The organism is Paraburkholderia sp. BL6669N2 (assembly GCF_003387275.1).
Lineage (GTDB): Bacteria > Pseudomonadota > Gammaproteobacteria > Burkholderiales > Burkholderiaceae > Paraburkholderia.
On record NZ_QUNA01000001.1, the window covers coordinates 3,145,960 to 3,161,058 of the forward strand.

Sequence of the window (15,099 nt, forward strand, 5' to 3'; positions counted from 1 at the left end):
GAAAGCGGTGTGGCGGGCAGCGCTCGTCTGAGTCATGACGGGTCGCGCAACGCTCATGCCGGCTCCCGCGTGGAGTCCAGTTGAAAAAGCTCGCTCCAGCGCGCGTCGCGCTGCCAGTCGGCGAAGGCATCGGCGTCGCCGATGCGGCCGTCGAGCAGCGCCGCGGCGAAGCGCACGGCTTCGTCGGCGACTTCGGGCACGATCATGTAGCCGTGCCGGTACAGGCCGTTCACGCGCAGTGTCTGCGCGCCGTCCCACAGCAAGGCCGGACGGTGGTCCGGCAGAGTTGGGCGGCACTGCGAATTCAGTTCGAGGATGCGTGCCTCGCCGAAGCCGGGATGCACGGAAAACGCCGCGCTCAGCAGTTCGAGCGCGGAGCGCACGCTGACCGGCGACATGTCCTCGCCTTCCACTTCGGTGGCGCCGATCACGTAGAGATCGTCCTGCTTCGGCGCGATGTAGAGCGGATAGCGTGGATGCAGCAGCCGCACCGGCCGCGTCAGCTTGATACCGGGCGCATGCACGCGCGCGACTTCGCCACGAATGCCGCGCAGCGTAGGCAGCACGGACTTCGCGCCGAGGCCGCGGCAATCGATTGTGATACGCGCGGGCGGCAGCGCACGCTCGTCGACCGGCGTATTCCAGTGCGTGTCGACGCCGCGTTGCGCGAGGCCCGCGGCCAGCGCGGTCAGCACCTGACGATTGTCCAGCTGGCCTTCACGCGGCAGCAGCCAGCCCTGGTTAAAACGGCCCGCCAAAGCAGGCTCGGCGGCGCCGAGCTGCGCGCCCGCCAGGGTGACGAAGCCGCCGTCCAGCAATTCATCCGGAGCGTTCGAGCGCACCCGGCGTTCGAATAGCGGCGCTTCGGTGCGGTCGGCGTGATGCCAGACGACCAGCGTGCCGTTGCGCTGAAAGAACACCGGCTCAGGAAGTTCGGCCAGCACTTGCGGCCAGGTGTCGAGCGAACTCGCGCCGAGACGGGTGATCAGCAGTTCGGCGCTGGCGGCTTCCGCGAGCGGTGCCAGCATCGCTGCGGCGACCCACGCGGCCGATTGCGTGCCGGCGGCATCGCCACGTTCATAGAGCGCCACGCGATGCCCCTGACCGGCAAGCCGCCACGCCACCAGCCGCCCGCACAGGCCACCGCCGAGCACGGCGAAATCGGGTTGTGCAGAACGCGTCATCGCGCACACTCCGTTTCAGGACGGCAAGCAAAGCTGAAGCACGGCGCGCCGACGGCGGCGTGACGAAGAGCAAAACACATATCTGAAGAATAGGCGGTCATCGAGTCCTTTCCGTACGGCAACAAAACGCTCGTACCCAGGACGAAACCGGCGGGTGAGGCCGGCCGGGCAATGCGCGATCCAATGACGGACGCTGCCCGGCGGGGAATGGAAGACTGGCTGCTTCCGGAAACTTCCCGCGCCGGTATTACCCGGATCGGGTGCAAAGGGTGTCTCTCAGCCTCGCCGCTGCGCCATGAAAACCATGCCGCCTGTGCGCGAAGCACCCCTGTTTCGTCGAAGGTCATTAGACCATAAAAGGCGCGGCGCCCGCAAACCAGCGGCTGGCCGCGTCGCACGCGATTTGATCCGACACCATCTTTCACGTTATCAATGCGGCCGAAGGCGGCGCTCTGGCACAATGCCAGCACAGGACGCCGCACGAACGCGGCGCGGGCGGCACGCCGTCCCACCGTGTTCGCAACTGCAGCGGCGCGGGGCCTCGCGGCGCAAATTAATTTTCGCTTAAGGGCTTCACGCCAGAATCTGACGCTCACCCGGGCGTGCGTTCGTCGAGCACGACGCCCGGGCATGTACCGCAAACCCGCCGCAGGGCAGCCCGCAGACGAGCTGCCCGAACGGGGTCAGCCCCAATGGGCCACCCCGATGGGCCAGCACTACTTCAGGATGCTCATGACACCGAATACCTCTGCCAGCCCCGTGGTGCCGCCGGACGAAAAAGTCTCCGCCTGGAGCCTGATCAAACCCTACTGGGTTTCCGAAGAACGAAAAACGGCATGGGGCCTGCTCATCGCGATCATCGTGATGAATCTGCTCGTGGTGTGGATCAACGTACGGCTGAACCGCTGGAGCGCCGACTTCTACAACGCGCTGCAAACCAAGAACGTGCACGACTTCCCGCACCTGCTGATGGTGTTCTCGGGGCTCGCGTTCGGCTTCATCATTCTCGCGGTGTACGGCCGTTACCTGCGCCAGATGCTCGGCTTCCGCTGGCGCCAGTGGCTGACCACGCGCTACCTGAACGAGTGGCTGAACGACAGCGCCTTCTACCGGATCGAGCGCGACCGCCTCGCCGACAACCCCGACCAACGGATCAGCGACGACCTCCAGTCGTTCGCCACCAGCACGCTCTCGCTGACGCTCGACCTGCTGTCCACCGTCGTCACGCTGGTGTCGTTCATCACGATCCTGTGGTCGCTGGCCGGCGCGCTGACCATCTCGCTTGGCGGCATGCCGATCGAGATTCCCGGTTACATGGTGTGGGCCGCTGCGCTCTACGCCGTGGTCGGTTCGCTGATCATCCAGAAGGTCGGCCATCCGCTCGTGCCGATCAACTATCAGGCGCAGAAAGTCGAGGCGGATTTCCGTTTCGGCCTGATCCGTCTGCGTGAAAACGCCGAACAGATCGCCTTCTATAACGGCATGGAGACCGAGAAGAAGAACGCGCATTCGCTGTTCGGCCGTATCCGCGACAACTGGTGGCAGGTGATGAAGTACACCAAGCGGCTCACCTTCGTGCTGAGCTTCTATGGCCAGATCGCGATCATCTTTCCGCTGGTGGTCGCCGCGCCGCGCTACTTCGCCGGCGCCTTCACATTCGGCGTGCTGATGCAGATCTCCAGCGCCTTCGGCACGGTCAGCGATTCGTTCTCGTGGTTCATCAACAGTTACGGCACTTTGGTCGAATGGCGCGCTACCGTGAACCGGTTGCGTGAATTCAAGCGCGTGGTGCACGCGCCGCGTCTGAAGGAATCGGTCTCGCCGGCTACCGCGCATGGCGGCATCAATCTGCATTTCGTCGACGAAGACAAGCTCTCCACCGACGGCCTCAAACTCGCCCTGCCCAACGGCAATCCGTTGTCGCGCATTCGCGATGTCGCGATTCAGCCGGGCTCGCGCTGGCTGGTGCGCGGCCCGTCGGGCTCGGGCAAGAGCACGCTGATGCGCGCGCTCGCCGGCTTGTGGCCGTTCGGTGATGGTTCGATCGACGCCCCGGTCAACGCGCGCATGATGTTCATTCCGCAGGTCAGCTACATGCCGATCGGCACGCTCAAAGCGGCGCTCGCCTATCCGTCCGCCGCCGACACCTACACGGACGACGAATGCCGCGAAGCGCTCGTCGTCTGCCATCTGTCGGAATACGCGGACCGTCTGCAGGAAACGGGACACTGGACCCGTATTCTGTCGCCGGGCGAGCAACAGCGCCTCGCCGCCGCACGCGTGCTGCTGCACAAACCGGACTATCTGTTCCTCGACGAAGCCACCAGCGCGCTCGACGCGGAAAACGAAGCGCGTCTGTATCGCCTGTTCACCGAGCGGCTGCCGAAGGCCGCGATTGTCAGCGTCGCGCATCGCGAGTCGCTGGCTGCGTTCCATGACGAGACGCTCGACGTCGAGCGCTCGGGCGAAGCGGTCGCGGCATGACCACCCTGAGCCGCGTCAGCGACCTGAACGACGCGGGCAGCGCCGGATTCGAGCGCGTCGTGCTGATCACCGGCGCGGGCTCCGGCATCGGCGCGGCATTGGCCAGACGCATCGCCGCGCCACGCTCGGCCTTGATGTTGCACGCACGCGGCGCGGATCAGGAAGCGCGTGAACGGCTCGCGCAAGTCGCCGCCGACTGCAGCGCGAACGGTGCGCGCTGCGCGACGGTGTTTGGCGATCTTGCCGAACGCGGCGCTGCGGAACATGTGATTCATCAAACGCTGGCGAGCTTCGGTGCACTCGATCAACTGGTCGCCAACGCAGGACACGCGCAGCGCCAAACGCTGAATGCGCTCGATCCCGACGCGCTGAGCGCAGCCTTCGCGGCGATGCCGGCGGCGTTCGCGGCGCTCGTCAAACGCGCGACGCCCGCGCTGGAAACCTCGAAGCGCGGCCGCGTGGTCGCGCTCAGTTCGTTCGTCGCGCACCGCTATCGCTCGGATACGCCGTTTGCCGCGACAGCCGCTGCGAAGGCGGCGCTCGAATCGCTAGCGAAAACCGCGGCCGCCGAGCTTGCACCGCATGGCGTAACGGTCAATTGCGTGGCGCCCGGCTATACCCGTAAAGATCGCGGGCCGAGTGCCGATAATGCATCGGTATGGACTCGCGCCGCGCAGGCGACGCCGCTCGGGCATGTCGCCGAACCCGCGGATGTCGCCGCGCTGATCGCGTTCCTGCTTTCCGATGAAGCGCGTCATATCACTGGCCAGGTGATTCATGTGGACGGTGGCCTCACGCTTGGTTGAGTGACAGGCGAACTGCCTCACTCAGCCACACCAGATCGCAACTGCGCCCCGCTGCATTCCTTCGCTCTCAGCGCAATACACCGCAACATCCCGAAACACGCGAGAAGAGTTCGAAAGCATTTGCGAAGCGCCTAAGCTGTTCCGCGCTTTGGAAACGCCTCCCAGCGGCGACGATAGCCGTGCGGGCCGTACCCGGTCCTGCCCCACGTCATTCATCGCTACTGGAGTCTCCGTCCATGTCATTCGATCGCCGCTCCCATCCTTTGACCCAGCGCCTGGCGCTAGCTCTCGGCGCCGCGCTGCTCGTCACAAGCGTTGCGCACGCAGCCCAGGCGACTCAGGCCAATCTGGCCAACGAACCGGCCGACGTTTGCCCCGCGCTCAAACATATCGTCGATGCCGCTGATTTCCGGCAGTTGCAAACCCAGGCCGCCGCGCAATTGCCGGGCACGTCGAGCGCCGACGACTGCCGCGCCAACACGCACGCCTACGATTGCCACTGGCGCGCGCACTGGCAAGCCGACGGCGTCGTCACCGATCCGCTCGAGGAATTCGGCGCCGATATCGCCGCCTGCTTCCCGAACGTCGTGCATGACGTCAACACGCCGACGCGCCAGCATTTCATCGTCACCACCGCCGAGCGTCGCGTCAGCGTCACGGCGAATGTGCAGGGGCAAAACGAACTGCGTCTGCGCGTCACGCGCTGAGCGTGATCCTGATTGCAGTTACCCGAGGTGATTCGCCGTGACTCACCGCCTCCACCAACCGCCACCTGGCGCCGCCTCATGACCTTCGTGCCGAGCATGCGCGCTTATGCTTTCACGCGAGCCCCACGGGCCGCGTGGGTTACGTTGCGGCGTCCCTGCGCGTGGCTCACCGTATCCGCCACGCTGGCGGTCGGCCTGAACGGCTGCGCCTGGACATTGATCCAGGCCGCCGACGCCACCGGCTCCGTCATTCAGGCGGGCTACGCGATCGCGGCGAACTATTCGTCGCCGACCTTCGTCAACGGCAGGCCGGCCGAGGTCAGCAACGTCTGCATCGAAGTCAATCAGAACGTGTCGGTGGGCGATTTCGTGCCGGCGTTGCAACTCGCACTCGACCGGCGCGGCATTCGTTCGGACGTCTACAATCCGGGCACCTCGCCCGCCGGCTGCGAGGCGCGCCTCGTCTACAACGCCGCAATCGATTATGGTCGCCGCTCGTTCAGCGACGAGACGATCCAGTATCTGTCGATCATCGACCTGACGCTGATCCAGAACGGCCGCATTCTCGTCACCGCCCGCTATCAGACCGGCGGCCTGAACACCGATCGCTTCTCTTCGGCGTCGACCAAGCTCAACGGGCTGATCGAGCGAATGGTGGTCGATCGAACCGACTTCGCGCGGCAGCCGCTGCAGACCATCCAGACCTCGCAGGCGAACTAGCCAAGCGGGCTCTTGCCATCTCTTACACGGGAAAGGATTCGAAAGCGTTACGCGCTTTGCTCCGCGCGCGTGCTTCTCTAAGATGACCTGAATGAACCAATCCATTCTCGTCGTCGACGACGACCCCGTCGTACGTGAGCTCGTCAGCGGCTATCTGGAAGGGCGCGGCTTCAAAGTCGACACGCTCCAGAACGGCCTGGCGCTGCAGCGTCGTTTGCAGGACGAACGGCCCGCCTTGATCGTGCTCGACATCATGATGCCGGAGCTCGACGGCATCAGCGCGCTGCGCGCCTTGCGCGTGGCCGGCGACGACATCCCCGTGATTCTGCTGACCGCGCGCTCCGATCCGATCGACCGCGTGATTGGCCTCGAACTCGGCGCGGACGACTATCTCGGCAAACCCTTCGAACCGAGCGAACTGGTGGCGCGGATTCGCACTGTGCTGCGCCGTCGCGGCACGATTGCGCCGAGTGCGCCGGAGCAGCGCGCGCCGTACCGCTTCGGCCGTTTCGAAGTGAATTTTCCGGCGCGCGAGTTACGCCGGGACGGCGAGCGCATCACGCTGCGTTCGAGCGAATTCGCCATGCTGAAGGTATTCGTCAGCCACGCGATGACCGTCCTGACGCGCGCGCAGTTGCTGGAGAAACTGCACGGCAATAGCGAGGTGCATCGCAATCGCAGCCTGGACGTGTCGATCTGGCGTTTGCGCCGGCTGATCGAAGTGGACCCTTCCGAGCCGCGCTATGTGCAAACCGTGTGGGGACGCGGCTACGTATTCGTCCCGGACGGTGAAATGGGCGCGGCTGAACGCAGCGCCTGACGGGTGCGTGAAGTGCGATGGACTGTCCACTTCATGTGTCGCTTGCGTCCCAGATCTGTAGCGCGCCAACGGCTCAGAACGTCAGCACGCTCATGAACATTCTCTGCAGCCAGCCCATCGTCGTGGCGTCGGATACCATGCCCACGCCGGCCTGTTCGATGCGCGCGTTCGCTACCTTGCTCGACGCCACGTAATTGCCCGCTTCGATATCCTTAGGATTGACGATGCCCGACAGGCGCAGCCGGTCGCGGTTGCCGCTCATCGCGATCACCTTCTCGCCCGACACCACGAGATTGCCGGTCGACATGGTGCCGATCACGGTGACAGCGAGCGTGCCGTTCATGCCGCTGACGTCCGTAAGACTGCCCTGCCCTTTGTATTCGGTGCTCGCCGAGCCGATGTTGAACAGTCGCGCGAGCCGCGCGGCGGCGTTGGTGGAATGATCGGCGGCGTCGGCGGTGATGCTGCTCGAGCGGCTCGCCGCGGCGGTCGCGCTGTTGTTGCCGCTGTACGATTCCGCAAGGCGGATGGTCAGCACGTCGCCGATATGCTGGGCGCGCGGTGTTTCGTATAGCAGCAGCGGCGTGCCCGCCTGATAGATCGCGCCTTGCGTGTTGACGTTCAGCGGCGCCGAGGCGAGCGGCGGCGCCATCGGCGTATCGACGATCGAGCTTTGCTGGTGGCCCGCGCAAGCCGCAAGGCAAGCCGCCGCAGCTAGCGCGACAGCCAGACGTAGCGCAGTCATGCATGCTCCTTGTTGAAAACGGGCCTCACGGCCGCACTCATCGGCGCTCATCAACCCGCCTCCGCGCCGCTCGCCTGCCATTGCCGCACCACCGACTTCACCCACGCATCCGAGCCCTTCAGCAGATAGGTGAGCGTGCCGTTGCGCGTGCCCGGCAGAAAGCACAACGTGATCGAACTCACCGCGTTTTCCCACACGTACATGGGCATCGCGCCCGTCGCCGACACGTTCTGCGTCGCGAGACGCGGCGGCCCGTAGCGGTCCGCGAGCGCGTCGCGCAAATCTTCGGCGGTGATCTCGTCGATCACGAAAGAAATCTCGTACAGATGCAGCGCGCTTTGGCCGTCCACACGCGCGAAACGCAGCACGTGCTCCAGCGCCGGCGCGCCGTCGACCACCGCTTGCGACACCGCCCAGCCGTTGTCCGCGCGATGCGCCCAGCGGCAGGCCACCGTCAGACTGTCGTGCGACTTGAGCCGCATGCCGAGCGCGCCGGCCTGCACGTCCGTCTCGCAGACCGGCACGCTGCCGAGCGGCGTCGCCCGCACGCTCGAGCCCGCGCGGAATTCGTCGAGCGTGATGCCGAGCGCAACGCCACGAAACGCGAATGGCGCGTCTTGCGAGCGATGCCGCGCATCGGCGGAAGGATCTTTCGATGCGGGGCCCGCAGCACTTGCGTCGCGCGCTGGCGGCCGCGCTTGCACGCTCGACGACAGCACGCCGCCCAGCAACGCCAGCGCCCAGGCAATCCGTTTGAGTGTCATGATTCAGTCGATGGCGGATGAACACATGTCGAACGGCGAGGCCGCGGCATGGCCGACGACCGGGATGATTTTCAGCGTGGCCGAAGTCAGCCGGCACGGCAGCGCGGCGACGGCGCAGCCACCCAGTGGCAGCAGCGCCGCGCCGAGCGTCAACCACGCAACGACACGCATCAAGCGGTGAAGAATTCTCGGAGTCGACACGTGGGCCTCGGTACGTCAGGCTGTCGTATTGACGTGGTGCCCGACCAGCCCGGTGGGCAGCGACGGCGGTGTCTGAGCGCCAGACTCTCGGGTCGGCGTGGCGGTGCCCGGGTTGTTGGCGGCTGCGGGTCTTTCGGCCGGCGGCGTCGGCGCCAGAGAAGAAAAGCGGGTTGAAGAGAGATTGCTGGGAACGGTCATGATGAGCCTCGCGTGGCGCTAGGTTTCGATTTCACGCCGCCTGCCGTGGGCCCAAGGCGTTAGGCTGATTCAGCATGCGGCGCAACGTGCTGCACGACGAATCATCTCGCGGCCACGCAATGCCGATGCACGAAGCAAAGCGCGCTTTCCCGCGGTTCTTACGACCCGTTCCGACCTGTTTCGACCGGTTCCAGATACGTGCAAATTCTTTCCTGCGAGGAATGTTGGCGATGCGAAACGAATTCGGCGCCGCCGCGTGCGCTGCCAAAGATGGCGCGGCTGAAATATCCCGCGAGCCTTGCGTAGCGGGCCTGACAAGCGGGCCTGAAAGCGAGCCGGCCGAAGCGGCGCGGCCTGCCGTAAGCGTTGGTAAGAAAACAGTCGGCCGCGCGCCGCGCGCGTCAGCTTAAAATTTCAGCATGAATCCACAGGTCCTTATCGTCGACGACGATCCGGTCGTACGCGATCTGCTTTGCAAGTTTCTGCAGTCGAACGGCTTCGACGCGTCCGTGCTCCACGACGGCACACATCTCCAGCGCCGCCTCGAACGCGAACGGCCGTCCGTCGTCGTGCTCGACATCATGATGCCGAACACCGACGGCTTGCGCGCGCTCACCGCGCTGCGCGCCGCCGGCGACGACATTCCGGTGATCTTCGTGACGGCGCGCGGCACGGTGGCCGACCGCATTGTCGGGCTCTCGCTCGGCGCGGACGACTACCTGACCAAGCCGTTCGATCCGCGCGAATTGCTCGCCCGCATCCACACGGTGTTGCGGCGGCGCGGGCCGTCCACCACGAGCGCGCCGGAAGCCCGCAAACCGTATCGCTTCGGCCCGTTCGAGCTCGACTTCGCCACCCGTTCGCTATGCCGCGACAATTCGAAGCTGGCGCTGCGCGACAGTGAGTTCGCGCTCCTGAAGATCTTCGTCAACAATCCGTACAAGGTGCTGTCGCGCGTGCTGATTCACGATCTCGTGCATCGCGACAACCTCGCCTTCCGCGACCGCAGCCTCGACGTGCCGATCTGGCGCCTGCGCCGCGTGATCGAAGACGACCCGTCGAATCCCTGCTACGTGCAGACGGTGCGCGGCAAAGGCTACGTTTTCGTGCCCGACGCCGACGGCACGCCCTTCGCCGACGAGGCCGCCTCAAGCGCATGAAAAACCCGCTGAACACGCTGTTCGGCAGAATGGCGTTACTCTCGGCGGCGGTGTTGTTCGCAATTCAGGCCGGCTGGTTCGTGCTGGTGGTGATGCAGCCGCCGCGCCACGAAATCGACGGCTTCGCGCGCGGCATCCTGCTGGTGCTGCAAGCCGTCAACGGCGAGCCGATGAAAGGCGCCGCGCTCGCGCCCGCCATGCGCGTCCATCTCGTACCCACCTGGAACATGCCGGCGAGCGTGCATCTACACCCGCCCACGCAGCGTCCGCTCGAAGACCTGAGCCGGCACTTGCGCGAGAATCTGCCGCCCGGCACGCAGATCGCCGTCGACGACCTACGCCCGCCGCAGCTATGGGTGCTGTTTCCCGGCAAGCCGAACTGGGTCGTGGTGCCGGTCGATGTGCCGCCGCGCCCGCGCTTTCTGATCGAGTCGATCTCAATGCTGCTCGCCGCGCTAATCCTCTCGCTGTTGGCGGTCTGGCAGATGCAGCGGCCGCTTTCGCGCGTCGCCGATGCCGCGCGTGCGTTCGGCTCGGGCGGCCGTCCGGAGCCGGTGACAGTGCAAGGCCCGCGCGAGTTGCGCGATCTGATCGGTTCGTTCAACGACATGATGCGGCGCCTGAATGAAGCGGGCGACGACCAGGCCGTGATGCTGGCCGGCGTCGCGCACGACCTGAAGGCGCCGCTCACGCGCCTGAAGCTGCGCGCGAGCGTGCTGGTGGCGGAAAACGAACGCGCCGGTCTGATCCGCGACGTCGACTCGCTCACCAACATCGTTCAGCAGTTTCTCGAATTCGCGGGACAGTCCGCCGACGCCGGGCCGCCGGTCGAAGTCGACGACTTCCTGCAGGAACAGTTCTCCGCCAGCGACAGCACCGAAGCACCGCTCTTCACACTCGATCTGCGCGCCGGCTCGGCGTTCAGGCTGCCGCGCACGCTGCTGGACCGGCTGGTCACGAACCTCGTCGACAACGCGCTCGAACACGGCGCGCCGCCGGTGGATATCGCCACCGCCCGCACCGACGGCCATTGGGTAATCAGCGTGCGCGACCACGGCGCCGGCATTCCCGACGACCGCATCGCCGCAGCCATGAAGCCGTTTGTCCGGCTCGACGCGGCGCGTGGCGGCGAAGGCCATTGCGGCCTCGGCCTCGCGATCGTCGCACGCCTCGCGCACGATCGCGGCGGACGCTGTCACGTGCGTAATCACGCGCGGGGCGGTCTGGAAGTGCGGATCGAATTGCCGGCGGTGCCGGTGTTGACGTGACAGAGAGGTGAAAGAGGTTGGGCGGCGCTTACGCACCCTTACTGGATGAACCATCGCAGGCGCGGGGGCTTTATAGTCGCTCCCGGCAACCTCGATGCCGCCCTTCTCTGTCCGCCCCGTCATTTAGGGCGGACTTTTTTTTGGCCCGCTTTTTTCGTGCTGAACGCGTAGCTCGCGGCTGTGGCGCCTCAAACCACGAGGCGACTGTGCAAGGTATCGATGGTCGTCTGCGAGACGCCGAGACCTTGCGTCAGATAGCTCACCATCGTGCCGTAGATCGCCTGCACCTGGTCGAATCCGGCCTGCAGATAATTTTCCTGAACATTCATCAGCGGCGCCTCGGCGGAAGCGATGGCGTCGCCGTCCTGCGCGCGCAGCCTGCCTGTTTGCGTCTCGATCGACGGCGCCAGATAGGCGTTGCTCAGCAGATAGTCCTGCATGATGACGTCGAGCGGAACGTTCGCAATGCTGAGCAGGAGCGCCGCGACCCAACCGGCGCGGTCCTTGCCCGCGTTGGAATGAAAGAGTTGCGCACCCGGCCCTTCGGCGAGACTCGTCAGCAGCGCCCCGTATGCGGCGCGCTGCGCGGCGCCGGTGACGTAGCCGCGCGCCTGCGATTCCATGAACGCGACGGCGGCGGCCGCCGTCTCGACGTTCGGCGTGACGAAGTCAGTGATGCCGAGCACGTTGAGCGTCTGGGTGGTCGCGCCGCTCGGCAGGATATCGGCGGTACGCGCAATTTCACCGGGCGTGCGCAGATCGTAGACTGAGGCAATGCCGAGCCGGTCGATGGTGGCCTGGTCGGTGGTGTCGAGCGTCAAGGCGTTCGCGCGGTAGAACGCGCCCCGGCGCATCTGTTTGCCGTCGACGGTCGGATACCCAGCGGCCGCTCCCGCCAGATCGCGGAAGTTGTCGACCGACGCAAGACGCGGCGTGGCGGGCTGATCAGCGTCGAGGTTGCCGCCGCCGCACGCGGACAGCAACGAGCTGCCCATGCCGGAGATCAGCAGCACGCTGGCTGAGCGCTTCAGGAAAGTCCGGCGCGAGGCCGGCGGCGCCTCGTCCGACAGTTGGCTCGTCCGCGGGAAAGTGCTCGCGGAGCGTCGGAATGGCGAGCAGTTTTTTGCGGGAGCGGGCATTCGGCGTGGCTGGCGCGGGCGTGAGTGGATAAGTCGCAGCATCGGCGCTGCGAGCGCAGTTTAACCATGCTCGATATCGTTTGGGTTACACGGTAGTAGTTGGTAAGGAAAAAGCGGCTCGCGTGCATCGGCCGGACAGCGCGATCGTCAGCCAGGCCGCGACATTGCCTTTCCCTCGCGCCGATTTCTTCGGCTTTTCATCTCTTATCGGTTTCTTACCGTTACCTGCCATTTTTGACCACAACTGGCCGCACGACGCCCCATCCCCGTAGAATACAAACACCCCACATTCACGCCGACGGCAGGCCAACAAGCCCTGGAGACCACAACAAAACATGCCTTCTCTCCAATGGTTCACCGAACTGACCCAACGCGAACGCCGCACGCTGTACGCCGGCTTCGGAGGCTACGCGGTCGATGCCTTCGACTTCATGATTTACTCCTTCCTCATTCCGACGCTGATCGCGACGTGGGGCATGACCAAAAGCGAAGCCGGCATGATCGCCACCAGTTCGCTGATCTCGTCGGCGGTGGGCGGCTGGCTCGCCGGCATTCTCGCCGACCGCTACGGCCGCATCCGCGTGCTGCAGTGGACCATCGCCACCTTCGCGCTGTTCACCTTTCTGTCCGGCTTCACGCACTCGTTCTGGCAGTTGCTCACCACGCGCACACTGCAAGGCATCGGCTTCGGCGGCGAATGGTCGGTCGTGACAATCATGATGGCGGAGACCATTCGCTCGCCTCAGCATCGCGCGAAAGCGGTCGGCACCGTGCAAAGCAGCTGGTCGTTCGGCTGGGCGGCTGCGGCGATCATTTACTGGGCGTTCTTTGCGTTGCTGCCTGAGCAGTACGCATGGCGCGCCTGCTTCTGGATCGGTCTGCTGCCCGCTGCATGGATCATCTACATTCGTCGCAATGTGAGCGATCCGGAGATCTTTCTCGAAACACGCCGGGCTCGTGATAGCGGTTTCGATACGTCACATTTCCTGCAGATCTTCTCGGGCGCTCACCTCAAAACCACCCTGCTCGGTAGCGTGCTGTGCACCGGCATGCTCGGCGGCTATTACGCGATCACCACGTGGTTGCCGACCTATCTGAAGACCGTGCGGCATCTGTCTGTGTTCAACACGAGCGGTTATCTGATCGTGCTGATCGTCGGTTCATTCACGGGGTATATCGTCGGCGCGATTCTGTGCGACAAGATCGGCCGGCGCGCGTCGTTCGTGCTGTTCGCGATCGGCTCGTTCGTGCTCGGCATGTTCTACACCATGCTGCCGATCACCGACGGCATGATGCTCGCGCTCGGTTTTCCGCTCGGCATCGTGGTGCAAGGGATTTTCGCGGGCGTGGGCGCTTACCTGTCCGAGCTTTATCCGAATGCGATACGCGGTTCGGGACAAGGATTCTGCTATAACCTCGGGCGCGGCCTCGGTTCGTTCTTTCCGATTCTGGTCGGTACACTGTCGCAAACCATGACGCTGGTGAAAGCGATGGGCATCGTGGCCGGCTCGGGCTATCTGCTTGTGATCGTCGCCGCGTTGTGTCTGCCCGAAACCAAGGGCAAGGTGCTCGGCGCGACCCAGCCTGCCGCCTGAACCCGCAGTCACACACATGAAAACGATTGTTCTGGGCGGCGGCGTGATTGGCGTCGCCACCGCTTTTTACCTGCGCCAGCAGGGCTGCGAAGTCACCGTGATCGAGCGCGAACCGGACGTCGCGCTCTCCACCAGTTTCGGCAACGCGGGCGTGATCGCGCCGGGCTACGTAACGCCCTGGGCCGCGCCCGGCATGCCGGCGAAGATCCTCAAATATCTGTTCAAACCGGCCTCGCCGCTGATCTTCCGCCCGACCTTCGATCCGGCCCAATGGCGTTGGATCGCACGCTGGCTGTATGAATGCGACCTCGAACGGTTTCGCGTCAACAAGCAGCGCATGCAGCGCATTGCTTACTACAGCCGCGACTGTCTGCACGAATTCCGCGCTTGCTATCCGTTCGACTACGCCCGCAGCCAAGGCTATCTGCAGTTGTTCCGCAGCGAGTACGACGTCGAACTCGCGCAGCCGGCGCTCGCCGTGTTACGCGACGCGGGTATCGCGCATCGGGAAGTGAGCGCGGCGCAGTGTATTGAGATCGAGCCGGGTTTGAGCTGGGCGCGTCAGGCGCCGCTCTCGGGGCTCTATCTGCCCGACGACGAAGCCGGCGATTGCGCACGCTTCACGCGCGAACTGCGCGCCATTTGTGAACGCAATGACGTGCGCTTCCGTTTCGACACGCGGGTGACGTCGCTCGATGTGCAAGGCGGGGCGGTGCGCGCAGTGCGTATCGAGAGCGAGCGCGGCGCGGAGATGCTGTACGCGGATGCCGTGGTGGTGGCGCTGGGCGTCGACAGTGCGGGGTTGCTCGCGCGGCTCGGCGTGAAGGTGCCGCTTTATCCGGTGAAAGGCTATTCCGCGACGCTGCCCGTCACTGATGAAGAAAAAGCCCCGCGCGGCGCGTTGATGGACGAATCGCTGAAGACGGCAATCACGCGTTTTGGCAACAACCTGCGGGTGGCAGGCACTGCGGAACTCGGTAATCGGCAGACCACCTTGCGCGAACAGGCCTTGCAAACGCTCATGAAAGTGCTGAGCGACTGGTTCCCGCACGCGGCCAATCCCACGTCCGCGCATTTTTGGGTCGGCCGCCGTCCCATGACACCCGACGGCGCGCCGCTGCTCGGTCCTTCCGGCGTGGAGAAACTGTGGTTGAACCTCGGGCACGGCTCGACGGGTTGGGCGATGTCGATGGGTTCGGGACGTGTGGTCGCGGATTTGATTACACACCGCAAGCCGGAGATCGATCTTGATGGGCTGACGTTGGAGCGGTACGGTAAATCACGTACATAGCGCCGCTGCACGCTGAA

General features: G+C 65.0%; 16 protein-coding genes and 1 riboswitch. Of the genes, 10 read left to right on the forward strand and 6 right to left on the reverse strand.

All coding sequences use genetic code 11. The features are described 5' to 3' along the window. Positions 1-53: 53 nt before the first annotated feature. Positions 54-1,184 carry an FAD-dependent oxidoreductase gene (locus B0G80_RS14285; protein ID WP_116118413.1) on the reverse strand — a complete coding sequence of 377 codons (1,131 nt, stop codon included), beginning with the start codon at positions 1,182-1,184 and terminating at the stop codon, positions 54-56. 216 nt (positions 1,185-1,400) lie between these two features. Beyond that, positions 1,401-1,524, reverse strand: a riboswitch (TPP riboswitch). 392 nt (positions 1,525-1,916) lie between these two features. Between B0G80_RS14285 and B0G80_RS14290 the strand changes: the two genes are divergently transcribed. The 5 genes from B0G80_RS14290 to B0G80_RS14310 all read left to right on the forward strand — a co-directional run bounded on the left by B0G80_RS14290 (position 1,917) and on the right by B0G80_RS14310 (position 6,721). Further along, entirely contained in the window at positions 1,917-3,668 is a 1,752-nt protein-coding gene (locus B0G80_RS14290; RefSeq protein WP_116119657.1) for an ABC transporter ATP-binding protein/permease, read from the forward strand. Further along, a complete protein-coding gene (locus tag B0G80_RS14295) occupies positions 3,665-4,474 on the forward strand; it encodes an SDR family NAD(P)-dependent oxidoreductase (protein ID WP_116118414.1) in 810 nt (269 codons plus the stop codon). Before B0G80_RS14290 ends, B0G80_RS14295 begins: the two co-directional genes overlap by 4 nt. Before the next feature lie 236 nt (positions 4,475-4,710). After that, positions 4,711-5,181 carry a hypothetical protein gene (locus tag B0G80_RS14300; RefSeq protein WP_116118415.1) on the forward strand — a complete coding sequence of 157 codons (471 nt, stop codon included), beginning with the start codon at positions 4,711-4,713 and terminating at the stop codon, positions 5,179-5,181. A gap of 78 nt (positions 5,182-5,259) precedes the next feature. Next, on the forward strand, positions 5,260-5,901 hold the full coding sequence (locus tag B0G80_RS14305; protein WP_106284177.1) for a hypothetical protein: 642 nt from the start codon (positions 5,260-5,262) through the stop codon (positions 5,899-5,901). Between the two features lie 91 nt (positions 5,902-5,992). Then, complete coding sequence (locus tag B0G80_RS14310; RefSeq protein ID WP_116118416.1) at positions 5,993-6,721, forward strand: response regulator; 729 nt, start codon at positions 5,993-5,995, stop codon at positions 6,719-6,721. A gap of 73 nt (positions 6,722-6,794) precedes the next feature. Here B0G80_RS14310 and B0G80_RS14315 read toward each other — a convergent pair whose 3' ends face one another. Genes B0G80_RS14315 through B0G80_RS46390 form a run of 4 tightly spaced genes read right to left on the reverse strand, consistent with a single transcriptional unit; the run spans position 6,795 to position 8,629 of the window. Beyond that, positions 6,795-7,466, reverse strand: a complete 672-nt coding sequence (locus tag B0G80_RS14315) for a flagellar basal body L-ring protein FlgH (protein WP_116118417.1) — start codon at positions 7,464-7,466, stop codon at positions 6,795-6,797. A gap of 50 nt (positions 7,467-7,516) precedes the next feature. Next, positions 7,517-8,230: a hypothetical protein gene (locus B0G80_RS14320; protein WP_116118418.1), complete on the reverse strand. Its 714-nt coding sequence runs from the start codon at positions 8,228-8,230 to the stop codon at positions 7,517-7,519. Positions 8,231-8,233: 3 nt separating this feature from the next. Beyond that, positions 8,234-8,401: a DUF6726 family protein gene (locus tag B0G80_RS45270; RefSeq protein WP_308706150.1), complete on the reverse strand. Its 168-nt coding sequence runs from the start codon at positions 8,399-8,401 to the stop codon at positions 8,234-8,236. Between the two features lie 45 nt (positions 8,402-8,446). Continuing rightward, complete coding sequence (locus B0G80_RS46390; RefSeq protein WP_116118419.1) at positions 8,447-8,629, reverse strand: hypothetical protein; 183 nt, start codon at positions 8,627-8,629, stop codon at positions 8,447-8,449. A 419-nt stretch (positions 8,630-9,048) separates the two neighbouring features. On the opposite strand from B0G80_RS46390, the gene B0G80_RS14335 reads away from it, so the two are divergent. Then, positions 9,049-9,789, forward strand: coding sequence for a response regulator (locus B0G80_RS14335; protein ID WP_106284171.1), 741 nt, complete (start codon positions 9,049-9,051; stop codon positions 9,787-9,789). Further along, positions 9,786-11,057, forward strand: coding sequence for an ATP-binding protein (locus B0G80_RS14340; protein ID WP_116118421.1), 1,272 nt, complete (start codon positions 9,786-9,788; stop codon positions 11,055-11,057). Before B0G80_RS14335 ends, B0G80_RS14340 begins: the two co-directional genes overlap by 4 nt. 188 nt (positions 11,058-11,245) lie before the next feature. On the opposite strand, the gene B0G80_RS14345 is transcribed toward B0G80_RS14340, so the two are convergent. After that, a complete protein-coding gene (locus B0G80_RS14345; RefSeq protein WP_408967703.1) occupies positions 11,246-12,052 on the reverse strand; it encodes a tyrosine-protein phosphatase in 807 nt (268 codons plus the stop codon). Here B0G80_RS14345 and B0G80_RS46825 point away from each other — a divergent pair. The 3 genes from B0G80_RS46825 (at position 12,051) to B0G80_RS14355 (ending at position 15,082) form a co-directional block, all read left to right on the forward strand. Then, on the forward strand, positions 12,051-12,260 hold the full coding sequence (locus B0G80_RS46825) for a hypothetical protein (protein WP_258878887.1): 210 nt from the start codon (positions 12,051-12,053) through the stop codon (positions 12,258-12,260). The two genes, B0G80_RS14345 and B0G80_RS46825, sit on opposite strands and share 2 nt — an antisense overlap. A gap of 271 nt (positions 12,261-12,531) precedes the next feature. Next, entirely contained in the window at positions 12,532-13,791 is a 1,260-nt protein-coding gene (locus B0G80_RS14350; protein WP_116118423.1) for an MFS transporter, read from the forward strand. A gap of 16 nt (positions 13,792-13,807) precedes the next feature. Beyond that, positions 13,808-15,082: a D-amino acid dehydrogenase gene (locus tag B0G80_RS14355; RefSeq protein WP_116118424.1), complete on the forward strand. Its 1,275-nt coding sequence runs from the start codon at positions 13,808-13,810 to the stop codon at positions 15,080-15,082. Positions 15,083-15,099: the final 17 nt, after the last annotated feature.

What these genes read in the sequence shown, in the direction of transcription:
- B0G80_RS14285 (WP_116118413.1), bottom strand. Translation starts at nt 1,184, where the DNA reads ATGACGCGTTCTGCACAACCCGATTTCGCCGTGCTCGGCGGTGGCCTG.
- B0G80_RS14290 (WP_116119657.1), top strand. Translation starts at nt 1,917, where the DNA reads ATGACACCGAATACCTCTGCCAGCCCCGTGGTGCCGCCGGACGAAAAA.
- B0G80_RS14295 (WP_116118414.1), top strand. Translation starts at nt 3,665, where the DNA reads ATGACCACCCTGAGCCGCGTCAGCGACCTGAACGACGCGGGCAGCGCC.
- B0G80_RS14300 (WP_116118415.1), top strand. Translation starts at nt 4,711, where the DNA reads ATGTCATTCGATCGCCGCTCCCATCCTTTGACCCAGCGCCTGGCGCTA.
- B0G80_RS14305 (WP_106284177.1), top strand. Translation starts at nt 5,260, where the DNA reads ATGACCTTCGTGCCGAGCATGCGCGCTTATGCTTTCACGCGAGCCCCA.
- B0G80_RS14310 (WP_116118416.1), top strand. Translation starts at nt 5,993, where the DNA reads ATGAACCAATCCATTCTCGTCGTCGACGACGACCCCGTCGTACGTGAG.
- B0G80_RS14315 (WP_116118417.1), bottom strand. Translation starts at nt 7,466, where the DNA reads ATGACTGCGCTACGTCTGGCTGTCGCGCTAGCTGCGGCGGCTTGCCTT.
- B0G80_RS14320 (WP_116118418.1), bottom strand. Translation starts at nt 8,230, where the DNA reads ATGACACTCAAACGGATTGCCTGGGCGCTGGCGTTGCTGGGCGGCGTG.
- B0G80_RS45270 (WP_308706150.1), bottom strand. Translation starts at nt 8,401, where the DNA reads ATGCGTGTCGTTGCGTGGTTGACGCTCGGCGCGGCGCTGCTGCCACTG.
- B0G80_RS46390 (WP_116118419.1), bottom strand. Translation starts at nt 8,629, where the DNA reads ATGACCGTTCCCAGCAATCTCTCTTCAACCCGCTTTTCTTCTCTGGCG.
- B0G80_RS14335 (WP_106284171.1), top strand. Translation starts at nt 9,049, where the DNA reads ATGAATCCACAGGTCCTTATCGTCGACGACGATCCGGTCGTACGCGAT.
- B0G80_RS14340 (WP_116118421.1), top strand. Translation starts at nt 9,786, where the DNA reads ATGAAAAACCCGCTGAACACGCTGTTCGGCAGAATGGCGTTACTCTCG.
- B0G80_RS46825 (WP_258878887.1), top strand. Translation starts at nt 12,051, where the DNA reads ATGCCGGAGATCAGCAGCACGCTGGCTGAGCGCTTCAGGAAAGTCCGG.
- B0G80_RS14345 (WP_408967703.1), bottom strand. Translation starts at nt 12,052, where the DNA reads ATGGGCAGCTCGTTGCTGTCCGCGTGCGGCGGCGGCAACCTCGACGCT.
- B0G80_RS14350 (WP_116118423.1), top strand. Translation starts at nt 12,532, where the DNA reads ATGCCTTCTCTCCAATGGTTCACCGAACTGACCCAACGCGAACGCCGC.
- B0G80_RS14355 (WP_116118424.1), top strand. Translation starts at nt 13,808, where the DNA reads ATGAAAACGATTGTTCTGGGCGGCGGCGTGATTGGCGTCGCCACCGCT.